This is a genomic window from Pseudomonas sp. Y24-6 (genome assembly GCF_020295325.1).
Lineage (GTDB): Bacteria > Pseudomonadota > Gammaproteobacteria > Pseudomonadales > Pseudomonadaceae > Aquipseudomonas > Aquipseudomonas gregormendelii.
The window spans coordinates 23,626-44,603 of the sequence record NZ_JACBXG010000014.1; the positions used below are offsets into that span (position 1 = coordinate 23,626).

Sequence of the window (20,978 nt, forward strand, 5' to 3'; positions counted from 1 at the left end):
TACCATCGATACGTTGTTAACTATCGTCCCGCTCGCGGATGTATTCCTCGAGCAGCTTCTTCTCTTCTCCAGAAAGCGAGCGGCTTTCCAGAAGATCGGCGCGTCGTTCAAAGGTCCTACCAAGGGACTGCTGTAAACGCCAACGCCGGATATGCGCGTGATTGCCACTTAGCAACACGTCGGGAACACGCTGATCCGCATACACCTCAGGTCGGGTGTAGTGCGGGCAATCCAGCAAACCATCCGTAAAGGAATCTTCCTCGGCGGAGTCCGCATGCCCTAAAGCTCCAGGCAGCAGTCGTGTAACCGCATCGATCAGGACCATCGCCGGCAGCTCGCCGCCAGACAGTACATAGTCGCCAATCGACCACTCTTCATCGACATGAGCCTCTATAAAACGCTCGTCAATGCCTTCATAGCGGCCGGCAATCAGGATCAATGCATCCAAATTCGCCAACTCGCGTACCGCCGACTGTGTCAGTTGACGGCCTTGGGGGGACAGGTAAATCACCTTCGCCGCCTCCCCGGCTGCTGCCTTGGCCTGAACCAGAGCATCTTCCAGGGGCTTGATCTTCATCACCATGCCCGGGCCACCGCCAAATGGGCGATCGTCCACAGTGTGATGTCGATCCGTCGTGTAGTCTCGCGGATTCCAACAGGTGAGCTGCAAGAGCCCCTGTTTCACCGCACGACTGGTGATGCCGTACTCGCTGATGGCGGAGAACATCTCGGGAAACAAACTGATCACTTCTACGCGCAAGTTAGCCACGCTTAGAAGTCCGCATCCCATTCCACCTTCATCTCGCCTGCGGCAAGGTCAACGGCCAACACGCATTGCTCCGTATAGGGCAACAGGCGTTCGCGATCGTCCAGGCTGCCAGCGCAAGGCTTGACCACCATTACATCATTGGCGCCGGTTTCCAGAAGATGATCGATCTTCCCGAGCAGTTGCCCCAGTTGATCAATAACCTTCAGACCTTCGAGCTGGTACCAGTAGTACTCGCCGTCGGTCAATTCAGGGAACAGGTTGCGCGGCACACAGATCTCATAACCGGCCAGAAGACGAGCTTCTTCACGGTCATCAAGACCTTTGAGCTTTGCGACCAGGAACTTGTCGTTCCCGCGTCCACTGACCAGCTCAACCTGTTTCACATTGCCTTCACGCTTGAGCGTCCAGGTTTTGTACTGCAACAGGTTTTCAGTCGGATCAGTAAAGGAATACACCTTCACTTCGCCGCGAACGCCATGAACAGAGTAGATCTTGCCGATAACGATCAAATCATCAGCAACAGCAGGCGTCGCGTTCATATTGCTCAGGCCGCAGCCTTAGCCGAGTCCTTCAGCAACTGAGCAACACGCTCAGAAGGCTGTGCACCAACGCTCAGCCAGTAGGCTACGCGCTCTTGGTTCACGGACAGACGGACTTCTTGACCACGAGCAACAGGGTTGAAGAAACCAACCTGTTCCTTGTGCGAACCGTCGCGCGGGTTGCGGCTGTCGGTTACGGTCAAGTGGTAAAACGGGCGCTTTTTGGAGCCGCCAAGGGCAAGACGGATTGTTAGCATGTGAACATCGTTCCTGTAGTCGGTGCTGCAAATCTAAAGGCACAGCGGGCATAGGTGCCCGAAAGGCCGCATATTCTAAGGAATATCCGGACTTTTGCAAATGTCTTTTTCCGGCGGCCTATCGGACGCCATGCAGATTTGCTATAGAGCCGTCGTTTAAAACGGCCAGTCAGCTCCCGCCAAGTGCGGGTTTGCTGTTGATCCCACATCGCTGTGGGCAGCGCAAGGGCAAGCCCTTGCGCAGATTCTTTACATCTTGGGCATGCCGCCGCCGGGCAACATACCGCCCATGCCGCGCATCATTTTGGCCATTCCGCCCTTGGCGGAGAATTTCTTCATCATCTTCTGCATCTGCTTGTGCTGCTTGATCAAGCGACCGATGTCCTGCACCTGGGTGCCGGAACCCATGGCGATCCGGCGCTTGCGCGAACCGCTGATCAGCTCAGGGTCGCGGCGCTCGGCCGGGGTCATGGAATTGATGATGGCTTCCATCTGCTTGAATTGCTTCTCTGCCGCGCCCTGGGCATTGCCCATCTGCGCCAGGTTCACACCGCCGATGTTCGGCAGCTTGTCCATGAGGCCGCCGAGGCCGCCCATGTTCTTCATCTGTTGCAGCTGATCGCGGAAGTCTTCGAGATCGAAGCCCTTGCCCTTCTTCAGCTTCTTGGCCAGCTTGTCGGCCTTGTCCTTGTCGAGGGTCTGTTCGGCCTGCTCGATCAGGCTGAGCACGTCGCCCATGCCAAGGATGCGTGAAGCAATACGCTCGGGGTGGAACGGCTCGAGCGCTTCGCTCTTCTCGCCCATACCGATGAACTTGATCGGCTTGCCGGTGATGGCGCGGACCGACAGTGCGGCACCGCCACGGGCGTCGCCGTCGACCTTGGTCAGGATAACGCCGGTCAGCGGCAATGCGTCGCCGAAGGCCTTGGCCGTATTGGCGGCGTCCTGGCCGGTCATGGCATCGACCACGAACAGGGTTTCTACCGGGTTGATCGCGGCGTGCAGCGCCTTGATCTCGCCCATCATCTCTTCGTCGATGTGCAGGCGACCGGCGGTATCGACGATGACCACATCAATGAACTTGAGCTTTGCTTCTTTAATAGCGGCTTGCGCAATCTCGACCGGTTTCTGGCTCAGGTCGGACGGAAAGAAGGTCACGCCCACTTCGCCGGCAAGCATTTCCAGCTGCTTGATCGCTGCCGGACGGTAAACGTCCGCAGACACGACCATCACCGACTTCTTCTTGCGCTCTTTAAGGAAGCGCGCAAGTTTACCGGCGGTAGTGGTTTTACCTGCACCCTGCAAACCGGCCATCAACACGACAGCAGGCGGCACGGCGCTCAGGTTCAAGTCTTCGTTGGCCGCGCCCATCAGGCTTTCGAGTTCGGCCTGGACGATCTTCACGAACGCCTGGCCCGGGGTCAGGCTGCGTGACACCTCGGTGCCGACGGCACGTTCCTTGACCGAATTGACGAAGTCCTTGACCACCGGCAAGGCCACGTCGGCCTCGAGCAGCGCCATGCGCACTTCACGCAGGGTGTCCTTGATGTTGTCTTCGGTCAGCTTGGCCTTGCCGGTGACATGGCGCAGCGTCTGCGAGAGACGGTCGGTTAAGTTTTCAAACATTGCGCGATCCTTTCAGGCCCTGTGTAGACCGGGATAATGGCGGCCCAGACCGGAATAAACATGTGCTCGGCGAGCCTGCGGCGTGGGCAGGTCGCGGATTATAGCGAAGACTGCGTCTGGCGGACACCTCGCACTTTCGTGTGATGAGGGTTCTATGCCAAACTCAGCGCCTTTCGGGCTTGCCTAACAGGATTTATGCTCCCCTTGTCACCCAGCTTGCTAACTACCCTCGCCGCCGCCTGCCTCTACGCCGCTGCGACCATCTATCAGGGCACTCGCCTGGCGTCCGGCGCCAAGGCGAACAAACGCCTGCTGGTCACGCTCGGTGTTCTGGCCGTACTGGCTCACAGCGCCAGCCTGCTGACCCACCTGTTGACGCCGATCGGCCTGGGCCTGGATTTCTTCAGCGCCGCCAGCCTGATTGCCGCAGCAGTCATTGCCCTGACCCTGCTGGCATGCTCGCGCATCCCGGTGGAGAACCTGCTGATCCTGCTGTTCCCGCTGGGCGCCGCCACGGTGCTGCTCGCGCAATTCGCCCCCGCCGGCACCGTGCAGATCATCGACGAAGCGCCGGGTATCCTGGCGCATATACTCTTGTCGATCCTGGCCTACGGAATGTTCACCATCGCGGTGTTCCAGGCGTTGCTGCTGCTGGTCCAGGACCATCAGCTCAAGCACAAGCACCCTTCCGGCCTGATCAAGAACTTCCCGCCGCTGCAAACCATGGAAAGCCTGCTGTTCGGCTTCCTCTGGGCCGGCTGGACGTTGCTGTCGCTGTCGCTGATTTCCGGCTGGCTGTTCGTCGAGAATCTGTTTGCCCAGCACCTGGTGCACAAAACCCTGCTGGCCTGCCTGGCCTGGATCGTGTTCAGTGTGCTGCTGTGGGGCCGCAATCGCCTCGGCTGGCGCGGACACAAGGCCATCCGCTGGACCCTGGCCGGCTTCTGCCTGCTGATGCTGGCCTACTTCGGCAGCAAGCTGGTTCGTGAATACATTCTGCACATCTGACGGGCGGCAATAATGGACGACTTGCCCATAGGGCCGATGCTCGCAGTGATCGCCCTGCTGATTTTGTGGTCGGGGCTGTTCACCGCCATTGAAGTCGCGCAACAACACCTGCTGGCGCAGCGCACCGCTTCGCGCTCGAGCGACAAGCCCGTGGCCAGGCTGAGCTTCGCGCTCAACAGCCTGATCCTTTGCAACACCTTGTGCCGCGCGCTGGTGATGGTGATCAGCACCCTGCTGGCGATCTTCACCTGGGCCGAGAATGGCCCTTGGGCAGCGTGCCTCGGCGCGGGCGCGATCCTGCTGGTGTTCGCCGAATACCTGCCGCGCACCCTCGCCGTGCGTTATCCAGATGCTGTCCTGAGCCTGGGCAACACCTTGCTCGGCGTGCCATTGAAAATCGTCTACCCCGCCGCCTGGTTGCTCAATGGCCTCAGCCAATTGTTGATGCGCCCATTCGCCCGCAAAGTCAAAGTGGTGCAGCAGAGCGAAGACGAAGCCGCCTCGGATCGGCACGAAGACCAGGAACACGCATCCTGCCGCCCGCACGTGCTGGCGGGCATCCATGCGCTGGATAACATCACGGTCAACGACATCCTGGTGCCACGCAGCGATGTCGACGGGATCAACCTCGACGACGATCTCCAGGAGATCATCGAGCAGCTGCGCAACAACCGGCGCACACGCCTGCCGGTGTTCCACAGCGATATCAACCAGGTTGAAGCGGTGCTCAATACCCGGCAGATCCGCCATCTGCTGGCCGATGCCAGCCTGACGATCGAAGCGCTGCTGGCGGCCTGTCACGAGCCCTATTTCGTGCCGGAGAGCACGCCGCTGCAGCTGCAACTGCTGAACTTCCACAAGCAACAGCGACGCTTGGGCATGGTGGTGGACGAATACGGCGAAGTGCTCGGCATTGTCACCCTGGAAGACATCCTCGAAGAGATCGTTGGCGAGTTTGAAAGCCAGCACAGCCTGGACAACCCCCACGTTCATCCACAGCCTGATGGCCGACTGATGATCGAAGGCGCCGCGTCGATTCGTGAGCTGAACAAGAGCCTGGGCTGGCACCTGCCCAGCGACGGGCCGAAGACGCTCAACGGCTTGGTGACCGAAGCCCTGGAGACCATTCCGGAGAGCTCGGTATGCCTGAAGATCGGCCGTTATCGGCTGGAGATTCTCGAGACCGAGGATAACCGTGTGACCCAGGTGCTGGTCTGGCACACCAGCTCGGTGCCTGCGGTCGCGCCCGTGCGCTAGATAGCCACAAGATTGCAGCCTTCGGCAGCTCCTGCAGTGGAACGCATTCCAAACGTAGGAGCTGCCGAAGGCTCGGGCCGCGATCGGACGATCTTTTTGCCTCTTGTTGAATCGTTAGCCACCTTCCTATAATCAAGCCGCTTACCCAAGCGCCGCCCTACCCCAGTGCTACCCGCACTTCGCGTTAAACCCACATCCCTGGGTGTTCAACCATAATAATTCGCTCCACTGGGGCACATGACTGTCAGGGATAAACGCATGACAACCAGCACGACTTACAGCGAAACCACGCCAGCACAACCCACCAACTCCGCCACCCGGGTAGCCACGGCGAGCTTTATCGGCACCGCCATCGAGTTCTACGACTTCTACGTTTATGCCACCGCCGCGGCGCTGGTGATCGGCCCGGTATTTTTCCCCCAGACCTCCGGCACTGCGCAAATGCTGTCGGCCTTCCTGACCTTCGGCATCGCCTTCCTGGCCAGGCCCCTGGGCTCGGCGCTGTTCGGCCATTTCGGCGACCGCATCGGGCGCAAATCGACCCTGGTAGCCTCGCTATTGCTGATGGGCGTGTGCACCACGCTGATCGGCGTACTCCCGGGCTACGCCAGCATCGGCGCCTGGGCGCCCATCCTGCTCTGCGTCCTGCGCTTCGGCCAGGGCCTGGGGCTTGGCGGCGAATGGGGCGGCGCAGCACTGCTGGCGACGGAGAACGCGCCCAAAGGCAAGCGAGCCTGGTTCGGCATGTTTCCCCAACTGGGGCCTTCGATCGGCTTCCTCGCTGCCAACGGCCTGTTCCTGACCCTGGCAATGACCCTGAGCGACGAACAGTTCCGCTCGTGGGGCTGGCGGATTCCCTTCCTGCTGAGTGCGGCACTGGTCATGGTGGGCCTGTATGTACGCCTAAAACTCCACGAAACCCCGGTATTTGCCAATGCCATGGCGCGCCAGGAACGGGTGAAAATCCCCCTGGTCGAGCTGTTCAGCCAGTACTGGGCACCGATGTTGCTGGGTGCCGGTTCGATGGTGGTCTGCTACGCGTTGTTCTATATCTCGACCGTGTTCTCGCTGAGCTATGGCGTATCGACACTGGGCTACACCCGCGAAACCTTCCTGGCCCTGCTGTGCTTCGCCGTACTGTTCATGGCAGCCGCGACGCCGCTCTCTGCCTTGGCCAGCGACCGCTACGGGCGTAAACCGGTGTTAATTGTCGGCGGCGTGCTGGCGATTTTGTCGGGGTTTCTGATGGAACCGCTGCTGACCCAGGGTTCGACCTGGGGCGTTGCGCTGTTCCTGTGCATCGAGCTGTTTCTGATGGGCGTAACGTTTGCGCCGATGGGGGCGCTGTTGCCCGAGCTGTTTCCGACCCATGTGCGCTACACCGGCGCGTCGGCGGCCTACAACCTGGGCGGAATCGTCGGAGCCTCGGCAGCGCCGTTCTTCGCGCAGAAGCTGGTGGCGATGGGCGGGCTGAGTTATGTCGGGGGGTATGTGTCGGGGGCGGCGGTGTTAAGCCTGATCGCGGTGCTGTGCTTGAAGGAAACGCGGGATAACGATTTGAATCGAGTGGCCTGACAGGCCGCCATCGCGAGCAAGCTCGCTCCCACAGGATTTCGGGTTGTCCACCAATTGTGTGTACGACCCCAATCCCATGTGGGAGCGGGCTTGCCGGCGAATGCCGCGCCTCGGTTTAGAGGTCTACTACGACGGCCTGCGAAGCACGGGTAGCCTTCGCCCGAGCCGCTTCAATCGACTCATCCCGCGCCAGCGCCACGCCCATGCGGCGCTGGCCGTTGACCTCAGGCTTGCCGAACAACCGCAACGCCGTATCCGGCTCGCTCAGCGCAGCGCCAAGATTGGCGAATGCCGTCTGGGTCGACTGCCCTTCCACCAGGATCACCGCCGAAGCCGAAGGCCCGAACTGACGGATCAACGGGATCGGCAGGCCAAGAATGGCCCGGGCGTGCAGCGCGAACTGCGACAGGTCCTGGGAAATCAGCGTCACAAGGCCCGTGTCGTGTGGGCGCGGCGACACTTCGCTGAACCACACCTGGTCGCCCTTGATGAACAACTCGACGCCAAACAGGCCGCGGCCACCCAAGGCTTCGGTCACGGCTTTGGCGACGCGCTCGGACTCCGCCAGCGCGATCGGGCTCATCGCCTGTGGCTGCCAGGACTCCTGGTAATCGCCCTTCTCCTGGCGATGCCCCACCGGAGCACAGAACGTGGTGCCGCCAATGTGGCGCACGGTGAGCAAGGTAATTTCGTAGTCGAAATCGATGAAGCCCTCGACGATCACTCGCCCCTTGCCGGCGCGGCCGCCTTCTTGCGCGTAATCCCACGCGGCCTTCACGTCATCGACACTGCGCAGAAGGCTTTGGCCCTTGCCCGACGAGCTCATCACTGGCTTGACCACGCACGGGAAGCCGAGGTCTTCGACCGCCTTGCTGTAATCCTCGAAGGTGTCGGCGAAGTGGTACGGCGAAGTGGGCAGGTCCAGCTCTTCAGCTGCCAGGCGGCGGATGCCTTCGCGGTTCATGGTCAGCTGCGCGGCACGCGCGGTAGGGATCACGGTGAAACCTTCGGCTTCCAGTTCGACCAGGGTGGCGGTCGCGATGGCTTCGATTTCCGGCACGATGAAGTGCGGTTTTTCTGCTTCGATGACCGCTCGCAGGGCGGCACCGTCGAGCATATTGATCACGTGGCTGCGATGCGCCACTTGCATGGCCGGTGCGTTGGCATAGCGGTCCACGGCGATCACTTCAACGCCCAGGCGTTGCAGCTCGATCACCACTTCCTTGCCCAACTCGCCACAGCCACACAGCAATACGCGGGTCGCGGTCGGCGACAATGGAGTTCCGATACGGGTCATCTCAAGTCCTCAAAGAAGCGGATCATCGAGGGAGGCAGCGCCTGGCGCGCTTCCCATGGGGAGAAAGCGCGGCATTTTACATGAACCTGCGGTTTTGGCTTCAGCTGGCGACAGCCTGCTTGCGCAGGCGCCAGGCCATGATCAACCAGACGGCCGTCACGCCCGCGAACTTCGAGGCCATGGCGGTGAGGATCACGGCTGGGGTGAACGCGTCGATCATGCCAAAGAAGATGAACGTATCGAGAGGGATGCTCAGCGCCGAACTTATCCACAGGCGATCGTGCAGCGGGCGCCTGGTGATGCTGAACACCAGCCAGTCAATGCACTCGGAGACCGCGAACGCCGTGGCACTGGCCAGGGCGATGGACGGATCGGAGGTGACATAGGACAACACCAGCGCGGCCAGCATGGCGATGATTGCGCCGTGCCCAAAGCGCGTTTGCACCATGTCGCGCAGCACGAATACCAGGCCACCCCAGGCCGACCAGATGATGTCCAGGTGCGGGGCGGTGGAAAAGGCGTAGTTGATCAGCACGACGCTGCTGATGTAGGCGATCAAAAAAAGCATGGGACGAAAAGACACCTGTAGGAGCGAGCTTGCTCGCGAAGGACGTTAACGATTACGCGTAAAATCAGGTACCCCATAGCGCCCTCAGGTTTTCGCGAGCCAGCTCGCTCCTACAAGGGGCGCGATAATGTCCGGAGTTACTTGCCAAGCATCCACACCAGCCCGCTGGACTTCGCCCTTTCATGGCAAAGCCCCAAGACCTTGCGCCGCTCGTCATTATCCATCCGGCTCCAGCGCGTGATCTCCTCGACCGTGCGCTGGCAACCGGTGCAGATGTCATCGTCATCCAGCGCACAGACATTCACGCACGGTGAGCGGACCGGTGGTTCTGAAGTGGTCATTCTTCCTGCTCAGCCAGCTCGCGGGCATAGCGCTGGGCGTTGTGCACGTAATGAGCAGCGCTGGCCTCGAGCATTTTCTTTTGCTGTTCGGTCAACTCGCGCACCACCTTTCCCGGCGAGCCCATCACCAGGGAGCCATCGGGAATTTCCTTGCCCTCGCCGATCAGCGAATTGGCACCGATGATGCAGTTTTTACCGATTTTCGCGCCGTTGAGAATCACCGCATTAATACCGATCAAACTGTAATCCCCGACCGTGCAGCCATGCAGCATGGCATTGTGGCCAATAGTCACGCCGGTACCGATGGTCAACGGGTAGCCCATGTCGGTGTGCATCACCGTACCGTCCTGGACGTTGCTGTTCTTGCCGATCAGGATCAATTCATTGTCGCCACGCAGCACTGCGTTGAACCAGACGTTGGCGCCCTCTTCCAGTTTGACCTTGCCCACCAGCACGGCGTTGGGGGCTACCCAGCTCTGCGGATGGGTTTCGACTCGGGCGTCGCCCAGGCGGTATTTCATCGTGTTGTCCTCAGGGCCAGGCCGGCTCGGGTATTGCCATACGAATGATGGCTTCAGGTATTGATAAAGCTTTTGGGCGGCTGGTGCAGGCTGATTTTCGCGTCATACAGCAGGTTGATCAACTCGACGATCATGATCGCCGTCAGGCCCCAGATCTTGTACTCGCCGTATCGATAGCTCGGCACATACCAGCTGCGGCCCTGATAATCGATGCGGTGGGTGTGTTCGCGCGGGTCCTCGCGAAAAAACTCCAGCGGTACACTGAACACTGCCGCGATCTCGGCATCGTTGGCCCGATACTCGACAAAATCCGGGATCACCCCGACATAAGGCGTGACCTTGATGCCATGCAGCGAGATCAGCGGGCTCAGAGGCCCAATCACTTCGACCAGCCCGGGCGGCAGGCCAATCTCTTCATCGGCTTCGCGCAGGGCGGTGAAAATCAGGTCCGGGTCTTCAGGGTCGCGGCGGCCTCCGGGAAACGCCACTTCGCCGCCATGGGTCGAGAGCCCGCTGGCGCGCAGGGTCAGAACCAGTTCCGGTTCGTCACTGCGGGTGATGGGCACCAATACGGCGGCCTCGGGAAAACGTTTGTCGGTTTCCAGGGTTCGCGGCGTGTGGTTGCTTACCCGATGCAGTAGCTCGTCCAGCATGAGTGATCTCGATCTGTGCCTTACCCTGCATCATGCACCAATCACACCGACCGCCCAAGCCCCGAACGGCCGTCTGTCGCGAAACGACAACTTGCCGACCGACACCGCCGCACGCCAAGATAGGCACAGCATTCAGGAACCCAAGCATGAAATTTTGCAGCCAGTGCGGCAACCCGGTGACACAACGCATTCCCGAGGGCGATTCGCGCCTGCGGTTTGTCTGTGACAGCTGTCACACCATCCACTACCAGAACCCCAACATCGTCGCCGGCTGCGTGGCCACCTGGGGCTCGAAGGTATTGTTGTGCCGACGGGCCATCGAGCCGCGACTGGGCTACTGGACCCTGCCCGCCGGGTTCATGGAGAACGGCGAGACCATCGAACAGGCCGCCATTCGCGAAACCGCCGAAGAAGCCTGTGCCAGGGTCCGCGACCTCTGCATCTATACGCTGATCGACGTGCCGCACATCAGCCAGGTGCATGTGTTCTACCGCGCCGAACTGGTGGACCTGGATTTCGCAGCAGGCATAGAAAGCCTCGAAGTCCGGCTTTTTGAAGAAGCGGACATCCCTTGGTCCGACCTGGCTTTCCGCACGGTGGGGCGTACTTTAGAATACTTCTTCGCTGACCGGCGGTCGGAGGTCTACCCCGTGCGGTCGGAATCGATTCCGCCGCTGGCCCAGCCGGTTATTGTTTGATTCGGAATGTGAAATTTTTTGCAAAAGCAAAAGATCGCCCGCCTGCGGCTCAAGCCTGAGGCAGCACCTACAATTAGATAGTCGCAACACCTCTTAGGGATATCGTTTTAATGCGCTGGTTGCTTGCCCTGTTCTGCCTGTCGTTCATTGCCGTGTCCCAGGCTTCCACCGTGGTGACCCTGGATGGCAAACCGATCGAAAAAGTGTTGGTGCTTAAATCCGCTCATCAATTGCAATTGATTGCCGACGGCAAGGCGCTGCGAACCTACCGCATTTCCCTGGGCAAGCAGCCCAAGGGCGCCAAGCTGATGGAAGGCGACAAGCGCACCCCGGAAGGCTTCTACTGGGTCGACTGGCGCAAGGTCAGCGACCGCTTCAATCTGGCCATGCACATCTCCTACCCGAATGCGGCCGACTCTGCGCGCTCGCTGCGCGAAGGCGTACCACCGGGCGGCATGATCATGATCCACGGCACGCCCGATTCCTACGACTACCCGGAGAACCTGTTTCATACCCTGGACTGGACCGACGGATGCATCGCCATGCGCAATATGGACATGCGAGAAGTGTGGGGCCTGGTGCCAGATGGAACAATGATCGAAATTCGTCCGTAACGGCCCATTGCAACCCAGACCTGGAGAGTGCAAAGCACGCCAGTTCGATTGCGCGGTGTTTAAACCGCCAGCAATCATTAGAACAATCAGGGCTGATCCAAGCAATTAAATCTCGCTAAAGGCTTGCCCAAGAGTATTCCTCTCAATTTTTTTCGACCGCTTGCCAACCTTCACCCTCGCGGTTAGGGTTGAAGGCATGAAAACCTCTCACACCCTCATTCAGCTTCGCCAGCACCGCAGTCTGTGCCTTGTCAGTGCACGACTGCCGGGCTGAACCGCGGTGCCTCGTCCTACGCTTCATCCCCAGAACTTTTGATCCACCGGCAGGCCGCCTTTTTTCGGCCCCTACAACAAGGATTTCCCGATGAGCATGCTCAAAGACCCGTCTTCGAAGTACCGCGCGTTTCCGACCATCGATATCCCGGACCGCACCTGGCCGTCGAAGACCATCACCGCGGCGCCGATCTGGTGCAGCTCGGACCTGCGCGACGGTAACCAGTCGCTGATCGAGCCTATGGACGCGGTTAAAAAGCTGCGTTTCTGGAAAACCCTGGTGCAGGTCGGCGTGAAAGAAATCGAAGCCTCCTTCCCGGCCGCTTCGCAAACCGACTTCGACTTCGTGCGCACCTTGATCGAAGGCAACCACATCCCGGACGACACCACCATCCAGGTGTTGACCCAAGGCCGTGAAGACCTGATCGAGCGCACCTTTGAATCTTTGCGCGGGGCGAAAAAAGCCATCGTTCACCTGTACAACGCGACTTCGCCGTCTTTCCGTCGCATCGTGTTCAACCAGGACAAGGACGGCATCAAGGAAATCGCCGTCAGCGCGGCCAAGCTGTTCGTCAAATACGCCGCCCAGCAGCCGGACACCGAATGGACCTTCGAATACTCGCCGGAAACCTTCAGCGCCACTGAGCTGGAGTTCGCCAAGGAAGTCTGTGACGCAGTGATCGAGGTCTGGAACCCGACGCCCGAGCACAAGATGATTCTCAACTTGCCGGCCACCGTCGAATGCGCCACCCCGAACATCTATGCCGACCAGATCGAATGGTTCGGTCGTCACATCAACCGTCGTGACAGTGTGATCATCAGCCTGCACACCCACAACGACCGCGGCACGGGCGTTGCCGCTACCGAACTGGGCCTGATGGCCGGCGCGGATCGCGTCGAAGGCTGCCTGTTCGGTAATGGCGAGCGCACCGGTAACGTCGACCTCGTGACCGTGGCACTGAACCTCTACACCCAGGGCGTACACCCTGAGCTCGATTTCTCGGACATCGACGGCGTGCGCAAGGTCGTCGAGGAATGCAACCAGATCCAGGTGCACCCGCGTCACCCGTACGTCGGCGATCTGGTCCACACCGCGTTCTCCGGCTCGCACCAGGACGCTATCCGCAAGGGCTTTGCCCAGCAGAAACAAGGCACCCTGTGGGAAGTGCCGTACTTGCCGATCGATCCGGCCGACATTGGTCGCAGCTATGAGGCGGTGATCCGCGTCAACAGCCAGTCGGGCAAAGGCGGTATCGCCTACCTGCTGGAACAGGAATACGACATCAGCTTGCCGCGTCGCATGCAGATCGAGTTCAGCCAGGTTGTCCAGGCCGAAACCGACCGCGTTGGCCTGGAGATGACCGCACCACAGATCTACGCCTTGCTGCAGCGTGAATACCTGCAAGCCAACACCCCTTATGCGCTGGTCAGCCATCGCCTGCAGGAAGAGAACGGCAACAGCTCGGTGGAAGTCGAAGTGTCGAGCAAAGGCCAGGGTGAAAACAACCTGCGCTGGAACGGCAAGGGCAACGGCGCCCTGGAGGCCCTGGTGGCCGGCTTGCCGATTCCGGTGGAAATCATGGACTACAACGAACACGCGATCGGCGCGGGCACCCATGCCAAGGCAGCGGCCTACATCGAACTGCGAGTCAATGGTGAGCGTGCTGTGCACGGCGTGGGTATCGACGAGAACATCACCACCGCCAGCTTCAAGGCCCTGTTCAGCGCGCTGAACCGCTCGCTGAGCCAGCCGGAAGCGAAAGCGGCGTAAGGCTTTGGCTGTAATGCAAAAGGCCCCTGGGTGAGAACCTGGGGGCCTTTTTGTTTGTGCTGTTTGAAGATCAAGGGATCGCAGCCTTCGGCAGCTCCTACCTTGCAATGCGGTCCCTGTAGGAGCTGCCGAAGGCTGCGATCTTTTCGGGCCTATCCTGCCCTGGAATGCGGTCGCCCGTAGGAGCTGCCGAAGGCTGCGATCTTTTCCGGTCTCAGGTGAACTCGAACGTATCCGCATCCAGATTCGCTGGAAACCGCGTGCGGTAGGCCGCCAGCTCCGCCGCATCCAGCACCACCTGAAACACTCCATCGGCCTCCCCCGCGCCCAGCAACGTCTCACCCTGGAAATCCAGCACCTGGCTGTCCCCGGTGTAGGCAAAGCCCTTGCCGTCGGTGCCCACGCGATTCACCGCCGCGACATAACACAGGTTTTCAATCGCCCGCGCCGGCAGCAAGCGGTTCCAGTGCTGGCGCCGTGCACCAGGCCAGTTTGCGGTGTACAGCAACAGGTCGGTGTCCTGCGCGTCCCGGCTCCAGACCGGGAATCGCAGGTCATAACAAATCAGCGGCCGCACCCGCCAGCCTTTCAATTCGAACTGCACCTGACGCTCGCCCGGGGTGTAGTGGTTGTGCTCACCCGCCATGCGAAACAGATGGCGCTTGTCGTAGTGCAGCACCTCGCCGTCCGGGCGCGCCCATAACAGGCGATTGCGATGGCTGCCATCACTGGCTTGCACGATGACACTGCCGGTAATCACCGCGTCGAACTTCGCCGCCTGCAGCCGCAGCCATTTGCTGGTGGGGCCGTTCTCCGGCTCGGCCAGGGTCTGGGATTCCATGGAGAAACCGGTGGTGAACATTTCCGGCAGGATGATCAGGTCGGCGCCACGCGCCTGCTCCAGCAACTGCTCGAAGTGCTCCAGGTTGGCCTGGCGGTCATGCCAGGCGAGCGTGGTCTGGACCAACGCGATGGTCAGGTTCGGCAAGGCACTCAGATCACGCATAGTTTTTCCGCTGCTTCACGCAGGGTCTCCTCGCGTTTGGCGAAGCACAGGCGTATCAGGCGCTGGCCTGCGGGCGGGCTCTGGTAGAACACCGAGATCGGGATACTGGCCACGCCGTGTTCGCGGGTCATCCAAAGCGCCATGTCGACGTCATTGAGGTCCGGGCGAATCTGCGAATAGTCGACCAGCTGGAAATAAGTGCCCGCGACCCGTTTGAAGCTGAATCGCGAGGGCGCCAGCAAATCGCAAAACAGGTCGCGCTTGGCCTGATAGAACGCCGGCAGCTCCTCGACATGTTCAGGGTGCTCGGCCATGAAGTCGGCCAGGGCAAACTGCAGTGGAGTGACGCCGCAAAAGCTGACGTACTGGTGAACCTTGCGCATTTCCGCGGTGAGGGCCGGTGGAGCGACCACGTAGCCGGTTTTCCAACCGGTGACGTGATAGGTCTTGCCGAAGGAGCTGATCACGAAGGCGCGCTGGTACAGCTCCTCGTGCGCCAGCACGCTGACATGGGGCACGCCGTCGAACACCAGGTGCTCGTAGACCTCGTCGCTGATCAGGTAGATATCACGATCACGGATCAACTGGGCCAGTTGATCCAGCTCGGCGCGACTGATCAGTGCGCCGCTAGGATTGTGCGGGGTGTTGAGCACGATCATCCGCGTACGCGGCGTAATGGCTTCAGCGAGTTTCCGGAAGTCGATGGCGAAATCATCCAGCCCCAGCTGCACGTGCACACAACGACCGCCTGCCAGCTCGACCGACGGTTCATAACTGTCGTAGCACGGGTCGAATACGATGACTTCGTCGCCGCTGTTGATAACCGCCTGGATCGCGCAGAAGATCGCCTGGGTGGCGCCCGGGGTAATCGTCACCTCATTGTCGGCATCGACGTTGATACCGTAGCTGCGAGCGATCTTGGTAGCTACCTGCTGGCGCAAGGCCGGCAGGCCGGTCATTGGCGAGTACTGGTTGTGGCCCTGGGCGATGTGCCGGCCGACCGCGTCGCACAGCGCCTGCGGGGCATCGAAATCGGGAAAACCCTGGGACAGGTTCAGCGCGCCGGTTTGCGCCGCGAGCTGCGACATCTGAGTGAAGATAGTGATGCCGACATTCGGCAGCTTACTGGTGATCATCGGTGATTCCCTGCTCTGCACCCGGCTCTAACGGCGGCGCGGGAGAGCCCGAGGATAGCCCATACGGCGCCCATAAAAAAAGGGCGCCATAAGCGCCCTTTTTGGAGCCCGATCCTGTGGGAGCGTGGCTTGCCCGCGATGGCCGCACCACGATGTAACAGATACACCGCGTTTTCGTTCATCGCGGGCAAGCCCGCTCCCACAGGAGCCGGACAAGCCTTGAATCAGCGCTTGTCGCGGCGCTTCTTGTCGGCCTTCTTGTGGTGCGACATCATCCGGCGTTTCTTGTTGACCTGGCGGTCGGTGAGCGAGTTCTTGTTACCTTCGTACGGGTTCTCGCCGCCTTTGAACTCGATGCGGATCGGCGTACCGACCAGCTTCAGGACACGGCGATAAGTGTTTTCCAGGTAACGAACGTAAGACTTCGGCACCTTTTCGATCTGATTACCGTGGATCACGATGATCGGCGGGTTGGCCCCACCCAAGTGGGCATAGCGCAGCTTGATCCGGCGGTTGTTGACCATCGGTGGCGCGTGCTCGCCGACCGCATCTTCCAGGATCTGGGTGAGGCGGTTGGTCGGCCAGCGGGTAACCGCGGACTTGAACGAGTTCTGTACGGAAGCGTAGAGGTTACCCACGCCGGTGCCGTGCAGCGCCGAGATGAAGTGGATGTCGGCGTAGTCAACGAAGAACAGTCGACGTTGCAGCTCGATCTTCACGAAGTCGCGCTCGCTCGGCGTCATGCCGTCCCACTTGTTGATCGCGATAACCAGCGCACGACCCGACTCGATGGCAAAGCCCAGCAGGTTGAGGTCGTGATCTACCACGCCTTCGCGGGCGTCCATGACGAAGATCACCACGTTGGCGTCTTTGATCGCCTGCAGGGTTTTCACCACGGAGAATTTTTCAACTTCTTCGTGGATCTTGCCGCGCTTGCGCACACCTGCGGTGTCGATCAGCGTGTACTTCTCGTCGTTACGCTCGAACGGGATGTAGATACTGTCGCGAGTGGTACCCGGCTGGTCATAGACGATTACCCGGTCTTCACCGAGCATGCGGTTGACCAGGGTCGACTTGCCGACGTTCGGACGGCCGATGATAGCGATCTTGATCCCGTCTTTTTCGCTTGGGCCAGGAATGCGCTTGGCTTCCTCACCTTCGGCAACGATCTCTTCTTCGCCGTCTTCCGGCTCTTCTTCGTCTCTCGGGAAGTCGCTGAGGGCGATTTCCAGCATCTGGGTGATGCCACGACCATGGGCGCCGGCGATCGGGATCGCGTGACCCATGCCCAACGGGGCGAATTCGGCGCGGGCCATTTCCGGGTCGATGTTGTCGACCTTGTTGGCAACCACGTACGAGCGCTTGTTACGTTTGCGCAAATGCTCGGCGATCATCTGGTCGGCGGCGGTGAAACCGGCCTTGGCATCTACCAGGAACAACACCACATCCGCTTCTTCAATGGCCAGCAGCGACTGCTCGGCCATTTTTTCGTCCATACCGTGCTCGTCACCGGAGATACCGCCGGTGTCGACCAGAATGTAGGAACGCCCTTGCCATTTGGCCTCACCGTATTGGCGATCACGGGTCAGACCGGACAAGTCGCCGACGATGGCGTCACGAGTCCTGGTCAGGCGGTTGAACAAGGTGGACTTGCCGACATTGGGTCGGCCCACCAGGGCGATTACGGGAACCATGCGGCTCTCCACTTCGTTATTTCAGAAAATACAAAAGCCGCTGCTAGGCAGCGGCTGGTGCTCGGGGCAATCACTGCGTGCTTTCCTGTAAGAGCGAGCCTGCTCGCGAAAAACGCCAAGACACTGCGTTTATCCAAGAAGCCAACGTTATCGTTGACGTCCTTCGCAAGCGAGCTCGCTCCTACAGTTTGCGAACGGTGAAGCCGCTTGGGGGTTAAACCCCAAGCATAGTTCTTACTTGATGGTCAGGGCTTCCAGTTTGCCGCTGTTGCCATACACATAAATCATGTCACCCACCACCAGCGGTCGGGCACGCAGGCCGTCGCTGTCGATGCGCTCGCGGCCGACGAAGCGACCGTCCACCTGGCTCAGCAGGTGCAGGTAGCCTTCCAGGTCGCCGACAGCCACGTAGCTGGAGAACACTTCCGGAGCCGACAGTTGACGACGAGCCAGCGAATCGTTGGTCCACAAGGCTGTGGTGGTACGTTCGTCGACGCCTTCAACGGTGCCCGACGACAGGCTCACGTAGACGCTGCCAAAACCCTGGGCGACACCGGCATAGCTGGAAGCATCACGCTGCCAGAGCTGACGACCGCTTTCCAGGTCCAGTGCCGCAACGCGACCCTGGTAGCTGGCCACGTAGAGCGTACCGCCGGACAGCAGCAAGCCGCCGTCGATGTCGACCACACGCTCCAGTTCCGAACGACCCTGTGGAATGGCAACGCGTTGTTCCCAGACCGGCACGCCGTTGGAGATGTCCAAAGCCACCACTTTACCGGTCGACAGGCCAGCCACCGCGAGGCGGTTGGTCACGATCGGAGCACTGGTACCGCGCAGGGTCAGGACCGCCGGAGTGCTGTCATACAACCAGCGCTGGTTGCCGGTGGCGGCATCCAGGCCGATCAGACGATCATCCTGAGTCTGAACCACCACCACATCACCATTGCTGGCAGGCGGCGCGAGGACTTCGCTGGACACGCGAGCGCGCCATTTCTCTTCACCGCTGCTGGCATCCAGGGCAACGATTTCGCCTTTGAGCGTGCCGATCATGACCAGCCCGTAACCCACGCCAACGGCGCCGGAAACTGGCAGCTCAAGATCTTTTTCCCATTTGACGTCGCCATTGCTGCGATCCATCGACATCACCACACCGGTGACGTCGGCGGCATAGATGGTGTCGCCATCGATCGCCGGGACCAGCATGTTATAGGTTTCGCCCTGACCGTCACCGATCGAACGACTCCACTGCTTCTGCAGAACCACTTCTTCTTTGAAGTCGGTCAACTCGGCCGGTGGCAATTCCTTTTTGCTGTTGCTGCTGCAACCCGCGGCCAAAATGGCCAGGGCCAGCAATGCTGCATGTTTCCAACGGATCACGTCACGCATCCCCTTTGGCCAGGTCGTCCAGCTTGATTTGTAGGCCACCTACTGCCGCTTCATCCGACAGTGCCGCCTTGGCTTTTTGATACGCCGCGTTTGCTTCATCGGTACGACCCAGCTTCACCAGCAGGTCGCCCTTGAGCTCTTCGCGGGTCGCCAGGAATGCAGTGTCGGCGTCGCCTTCGAGCAGTTTCAAGGCTTCATCAGCCTTGTCCTGCGCGGCCAGAACCTGCGCCAGGCGCTGACGGGCGATTTCGCCCAGTGCCGGGTTGGCCGGCTTGGCAATAATCGCCTTGAGTTCAGTTGCCGCGTCATCCAGCTTGCCGCTGTCGACTGCGACCTTGGCCACGAACAGGCTGCCGTACTGCGCGTACGCGGTGCCGCCGAACTCGCTGTTGAGCTTGCCGGCCAGGTCCGAAACACGGGCTGCATCAGGCTTGCCGTCAGGGGTCAGCGTGGTTTCGAGCAATTGCTGATAGAGAATCGAGGCACTTTGTGCCTGATTGCCCTGATACTTCTGAAAGGCCTGCCAGCCGAACACGATGACCAGCGCCAACAGGCCGCCAGTAACCAGGGGCTTGCCGTTGCGTGTCCACCAATCCTTCAAATCCGCCAGGTTTTCGTCTTCGGTACTCGACACCCCAATACTCCTTAATCGCTAAATCGGCTGTTTATGACAGCTTCAACCCTGCACGACGCAGGTGGCCAGGTGTGCAGCAAGCGCATCCCAGGCAATGCTTTGTTGTTCGCCCTGGCCACGCAGGGGTTTGAAACCTACCACTTGCTGGGCCATTTCGTCGTCGCCGAGGATCAGCGCATACAACGCACCGCTCTTGTCGGCTTTCTTGAACTGGCTTTTGAAGCTGCCGGCGCCGGCATTGACTTGCAGGCGCAGGTTGGGCAATTGGTCACGCACTCGCTCGGCCAGGGTCAGCCCGGCCAATTCGGCGGCTTCGCCGAACGCGCAGAGGTAGACGTCGACCTGACGGGAAATCTCGGCCGGGATCTGCTCCAGGGTCTCCAGCAGCAGCACCAGGCGCTCGATGCCCATGGCGAAACCCACGCCGGCAGTCGGCTTGCCGCCCATCTGCTCGACCAGGCCATCGTAACGACCACCGGCACACACGGTGCCCTGGGCGCCTAGCTTGTCGGTGACCCATTCGAAAACGGTCTTGCTGTAGTAATCCAGCCCGCGAACCAGCTTCGGGTTGATCACATAAGGAATACCGGCAGCATCCAGGCGAGCTTTGAGGCCCTCAAAGTGCACGCGGGACTCTTCGTCGAGGTAGTCGGCCATCTTCGGCGCATCGACCAGCACGGCTTGGGTGTCGGCGTTCTTGGTGTCCAGCACGCGCAACGGGTTGGTCTTCAGACGGCGTTGGCTGTCTTCGTCCAACTGGTCCAGGCGCGCCGAAAGATACTCGACCAGCGCCTCGCGGTAACGACCACGGGACTCGGCGGTGCCCAGGCTGTTGAGTTCAAGCTTGACCGCGTCACGGATCTCCAGCTCGCCCCACAGGCGCCAGGTCAGTACGATCAACTCGGCGTCGATGTCCGGACCGTCGAGGTTGAACACTTCGACACCGATCTGGTGGAACTGGCGATAGCGGCCCTTCTGTGGGCGCTCGTGGCGGAACATCGGGCCGATGTACCAGAGTTTCTGCACCTGGCCACCACCGGTGATGCCATGCTCCAGCACCGCACGTACGCAGGCAGCCGTACCTTCGGGACGCAGGGTCAGGGAGTCGCCGTTGCGGTCGTCGAAGGTGTACATCTCTTTTTCGACGATGTCGGTCACTTCACCGATGGAACGCTTGAACAGCTCGGTGAATTCAACGATCGGCATGCGAATTTGCTTGTAACCGTAGTTATCCAGCAGGCGCGAGACGGTGCCTTCGAAATGACGCCACAAGGGAGTCTGTTCGGGCAGGATGTCGTTCATGCCACGTATGGCTTGCAGAGACTTGCTCACTATAAATCCTTAAATTCGTTCGG

21 protein-coding genes are annotated in these 20,978 nt (G+C 60.3%); 6 read left to right on the plus strand and 15 right to left on the minus strand.

From position 1 onward, the window contains the following. Positions 1 to 16 precede the first annotated feature (16 nt). The 4 genes from trmD to ffh all read right to left on the minus strand — a co-directional run bounded on the left by trmD (position 17) and on the right by ffh (position 3,191). Positions 17 to 790 carry a tRNA (guanosine(37)-N1)-methyltransferase TrmD gene (gene trmD / locus HYI44_RS23370; protein WP_154503229.1) on the minus strand — a complete coding sequence of 258 codons (774 nt, stop codon included), beginning with the start codon at positions 788 to 790 and terminating at the stop codon, positions 17 to 19. Continuing rightward, complete coding sequence (gene rimM, locus HYI44_RS23375) at positions 772 to 1,308, minus strand: ribosome maturation factor RimM (protein WP_008014731.1); 537 nt, start codon at positions 1,306 to 1,308, stop codon at positions 772 to 774. The genes trmD and rimM overlap by 19 nt, the downstream gene beginning before the upstream one ends. Before the next feature lie 5 nt (positions 1,309 to 1,313). Then, positions 1,314 to 1,565 carry a 30S ribosomal protein S16 gene (gene rpsP / locus HYI44_RS23380; protein WP_045059142.1) on the minus strand — a complete coding sequence of 84 codons (252 nt, stop codon included), beginning with the start codon at positions 1,563 to 1,565 and terminating at the stop codon, positions 1,314 to 1,316. A 249-nt stretch (positions 1,566 to 1,814) separates the two neighbouring features. Next, positions 1,815 to 3,191 carry a signal recognition particle protein gene (gene ffh, locus HYI44_RS23385; protein WP_007897558.1) on the minus strand — a complete coding sequence of 459 codons (1,377 nt, stop codon included), beginning with the start codon at positions 3,189 to 3,191 and terminating at the stop codon, positions 1,815 to 1,817. A gap of 195 nt (positions 3,192 to 3,386) precedes the next feature. Here ffh and HYI44_RS23390 point away from each other — a divergent pair, with 195 nt between their 5' ends. The 3 genes from HYI44_RS23390 to HYI44_RS23400 all read left to right on the plus strand — a co-directional run bounded on the left by HYI44_RS23390 (position 3,387) and on the right by HYI44_RS23400 (position 7,031). Continuing rightward, the gene (locus HYI44_RS23390) at positions 3,387 to 4,199 is read left to right on the plus strand and encodes an inner membrane protein YpjD (RefSeq protein ID WP_045059143.1); all 813 of its coding nucleotides are present in this window, start codon (positions 3,387 to 3,389) and stop codon (positions 4,197 to 4,199) included. A gap of 12 nt (positions 4,200 to 4,211) precedes the next feature. Further along, positions 4,212 to 5,456 (plus strand): HlyC/CorC family transporter, encoded by a 1,245-nt coding sequence (locus HYI44_RS23395; protein WP_225570630.1) that lies wholly within the window; start codon positions 4,212 to 4,214, stop codon positions 5,454 to 5,456. A gap of 258 nt (positions 5,457 to 5,714) precedes the next feature. Continuing rightward, positions 5,715 to 7,031 carry an MFS transporter gene (locus tag HYI44_RS23400; RefSeq protein ID WP_122837638.1) on the plus strand — a complete coding sequence of 439 codons (1,317 nt, stop codon included), beginning with the start codon at positions 5,715 to 5,717 and terminating at the stop codon, positions 7,029 to 7,031. Positions 7,032 to 7,146: 115 nt separating this feature from the next. Here HYI44_RS23400 and purT read toward each other — a convergent pair whose 3' ends face one another. The 5 genes from purT to HYI44_RS23425 form a co-directional block, all read right to left on the minus strand. Beyond that, complete coding sequence (gene purT / locus HYI44_RS23405) at positions 7,147 to 8,328, minus strand: formate-dependent phosphoribosylglycinamide formyltransferase (protein ID WP_201148427.1); 1,182 nt, start codon at positions 8,326 to 8,328, stop codon at positions 7,147 to 7,149. Between the two features lie 100 nt (positions 8,329 to 8,428). Then, a complete protein-coding gene (locus HYI44_RS23410) occupies positions 8,429 to 8,896 on the minus strand; it encodes a VUT family protein (protein ID WP_045057738.1) in 468 nt (155 codons plus the stop codon). 137 nt (positions 8,897 to 9,033) lie between these two features. Continuing rightward, positions 9,034 to 9,237, minus strand: coding sequence for a DUF1289 domain-containing protein (locus HYI44_RS23415; RefSeq protein WP_225570631.1), 204 nt, complete (start codon positions 9,235 to 9,237; stop codon positions 9,034 to 9,036). Then, on the minus strand, positions 9,234 to 9,758 hold the full coding sequence (locus HYI44_RS23420) for a gamma carbonic anhydrase family protein (protein WP_225570632.1): 525 nt from the start codon (positions 9,756 to 9,758) through the stop codon (positions 9,234 to 9,236). Before HYI44_RS23420 ends, HYI44_RS23415 begins: the two co-directional genes overlap by 4 nt. Before the next feature lie 53 nt (positions 9,759 to 9,811). Continuing rightward, positions 9,812 to 10,411, minus strand: a complete 600-nt coding sequence (locus HYI44_RS23425; RefSeq protein WP_045057735.1) for a CoA pyrophosphatase — start codon at positions 10,409 to 10,411, stop codon at positions 9,812 to 9,814. Positions 10,412 to 10,557: 146 nt separating this feature from the next. On the opposite strand from HYI44_RS23425, the gene HYI44_RS23430 reads away from it, so the two are divergent. The 3 genes from HYI44_RS23430 to leuA all read left to right on the plus strand — a co-directional run bounded on the left by HYI44_RS23430 (position 10,558) and on the right by leuA (position 13,767). Next, the gene (locus tag HYI44_RS23430) at positions 10,558 to 11,109 is read left to right on the plus strand and encodes an NUDIX hydrolase (RefSeq protein WP_122837632.1); all 552 of its coding nucleotides are present in this window, start codon (positions 10,558 to 10,560) and stop codon (positions 11,107 to 11,109) included. A 110-nt stretch (positions 11,110 to 11,219) separates the two neighbouring features. Then, a complete protein-coding gene (locus HYI44_RS23435; protein WP_045057733.1) occupies positions 11,220 to 11,723 on the plus strand; it encodes a L,D-transpeptidase family protein in 504 nt (167 codons plus the stop codon). A 364-nt stretch (positions 11,724 to 12,087) separates the two neighbouring features. Then, positions 12,088 to 13,767 (plus strand): 2-isopropylmalate synthase, encoded by a 1,680-nt coding sequence (gene leuA, locus HYI44_RS23440; protein ID WP_225570633.1) that lies wholly within the window; start codon positions 12,088 to 12,090, stop codon positions 13,765 to 13,767. A gap of 214 nt (positions 13,768 to 13,981) precedes the next feature. Here leuA and HYI44_RS23445 read toward each other — a convergent pair whose 3' ends face one another. The 6 genes from HYI44_RS23445 to hisS form a co-directional block, all read right to left on the minus strand. Further along, positions 13,982 to 14,773 (minus strand): amidohydrolase, encoded by a 792-nt coding sequence (locus HYI44_RS23445; RefSeq protein WP_122837630.1) that lies wholly within the window; start codon positions 14,771 to 14,773, stop codon positions 13,982 to 13,984. Further along, positions 14,761 to 15,909 (minus strand): pyridoxal phosphate-dependent aminotransferase, encoded by a 1,149-nt coding sequence (locus tag HYI44_RS23450; RefSeq protein WP_225570634.1) that lies wholly within the window; start codon positions 15,907 to 15,909, stop codon positions 14,761 to 14,763. The genes HYI44_RS23445 and HYI44_RS23450 overlap by 13 nt, the downstream gene beginning before the upstream one ends. 224 nt (positions 15,910 to 16,133) lie before the next feature. Next, a complete protein-coding gene (gene der, locus HYI44_RS23455; protein ID WP_045057729.1) occupies positions 16,134 to 17,603 on the minus strand; it encodes a ribosome biogenesis GTPase Der in 1,470 nt (489 codons plus the stop codon). A 234-nt stretch (positions 17,604 to 17,837) separates the two neighbouring features. Further along, entirely contained in the window at positions 17,838 to 18,989 is a 1,152-nt protein-coding gene (gene bamB / locus HYI44_RS23460) for an outer membrane protein assembly factor BamB (protein WP_045057728.1), read from the minus strand. Beyond that, complete coding sequence (locus HYI44_RS23465) at positions 18,982 to 19,623, minus strand: tetratricopeptide repeat protein (protein WP_122837627.1); 642 nt, start codon at positions 19,621 to 19,623, stop codon at positions 18,982 to 18,984. Before HYI44_RS23465 ends, bamB begins: the two co-directional genes overlap by 8 nt. 42 nt (positions 19,624 to 19,665) lie before the next feature. Further along, positions 19,666 to 20,955 (minus strand): histidine--tRNA ligase, encoded by a 1,290-nt coding sequence (hisS, locus tag HYI44_RS23470; protein ID WP_225570635.1) that lies wholly within the window; start codon positions 20,953 to 20,955, stop codon positions 19,666 to 19,668. Positions 20,956 to 20,978 lie beyond the last annotated feature (23 nt).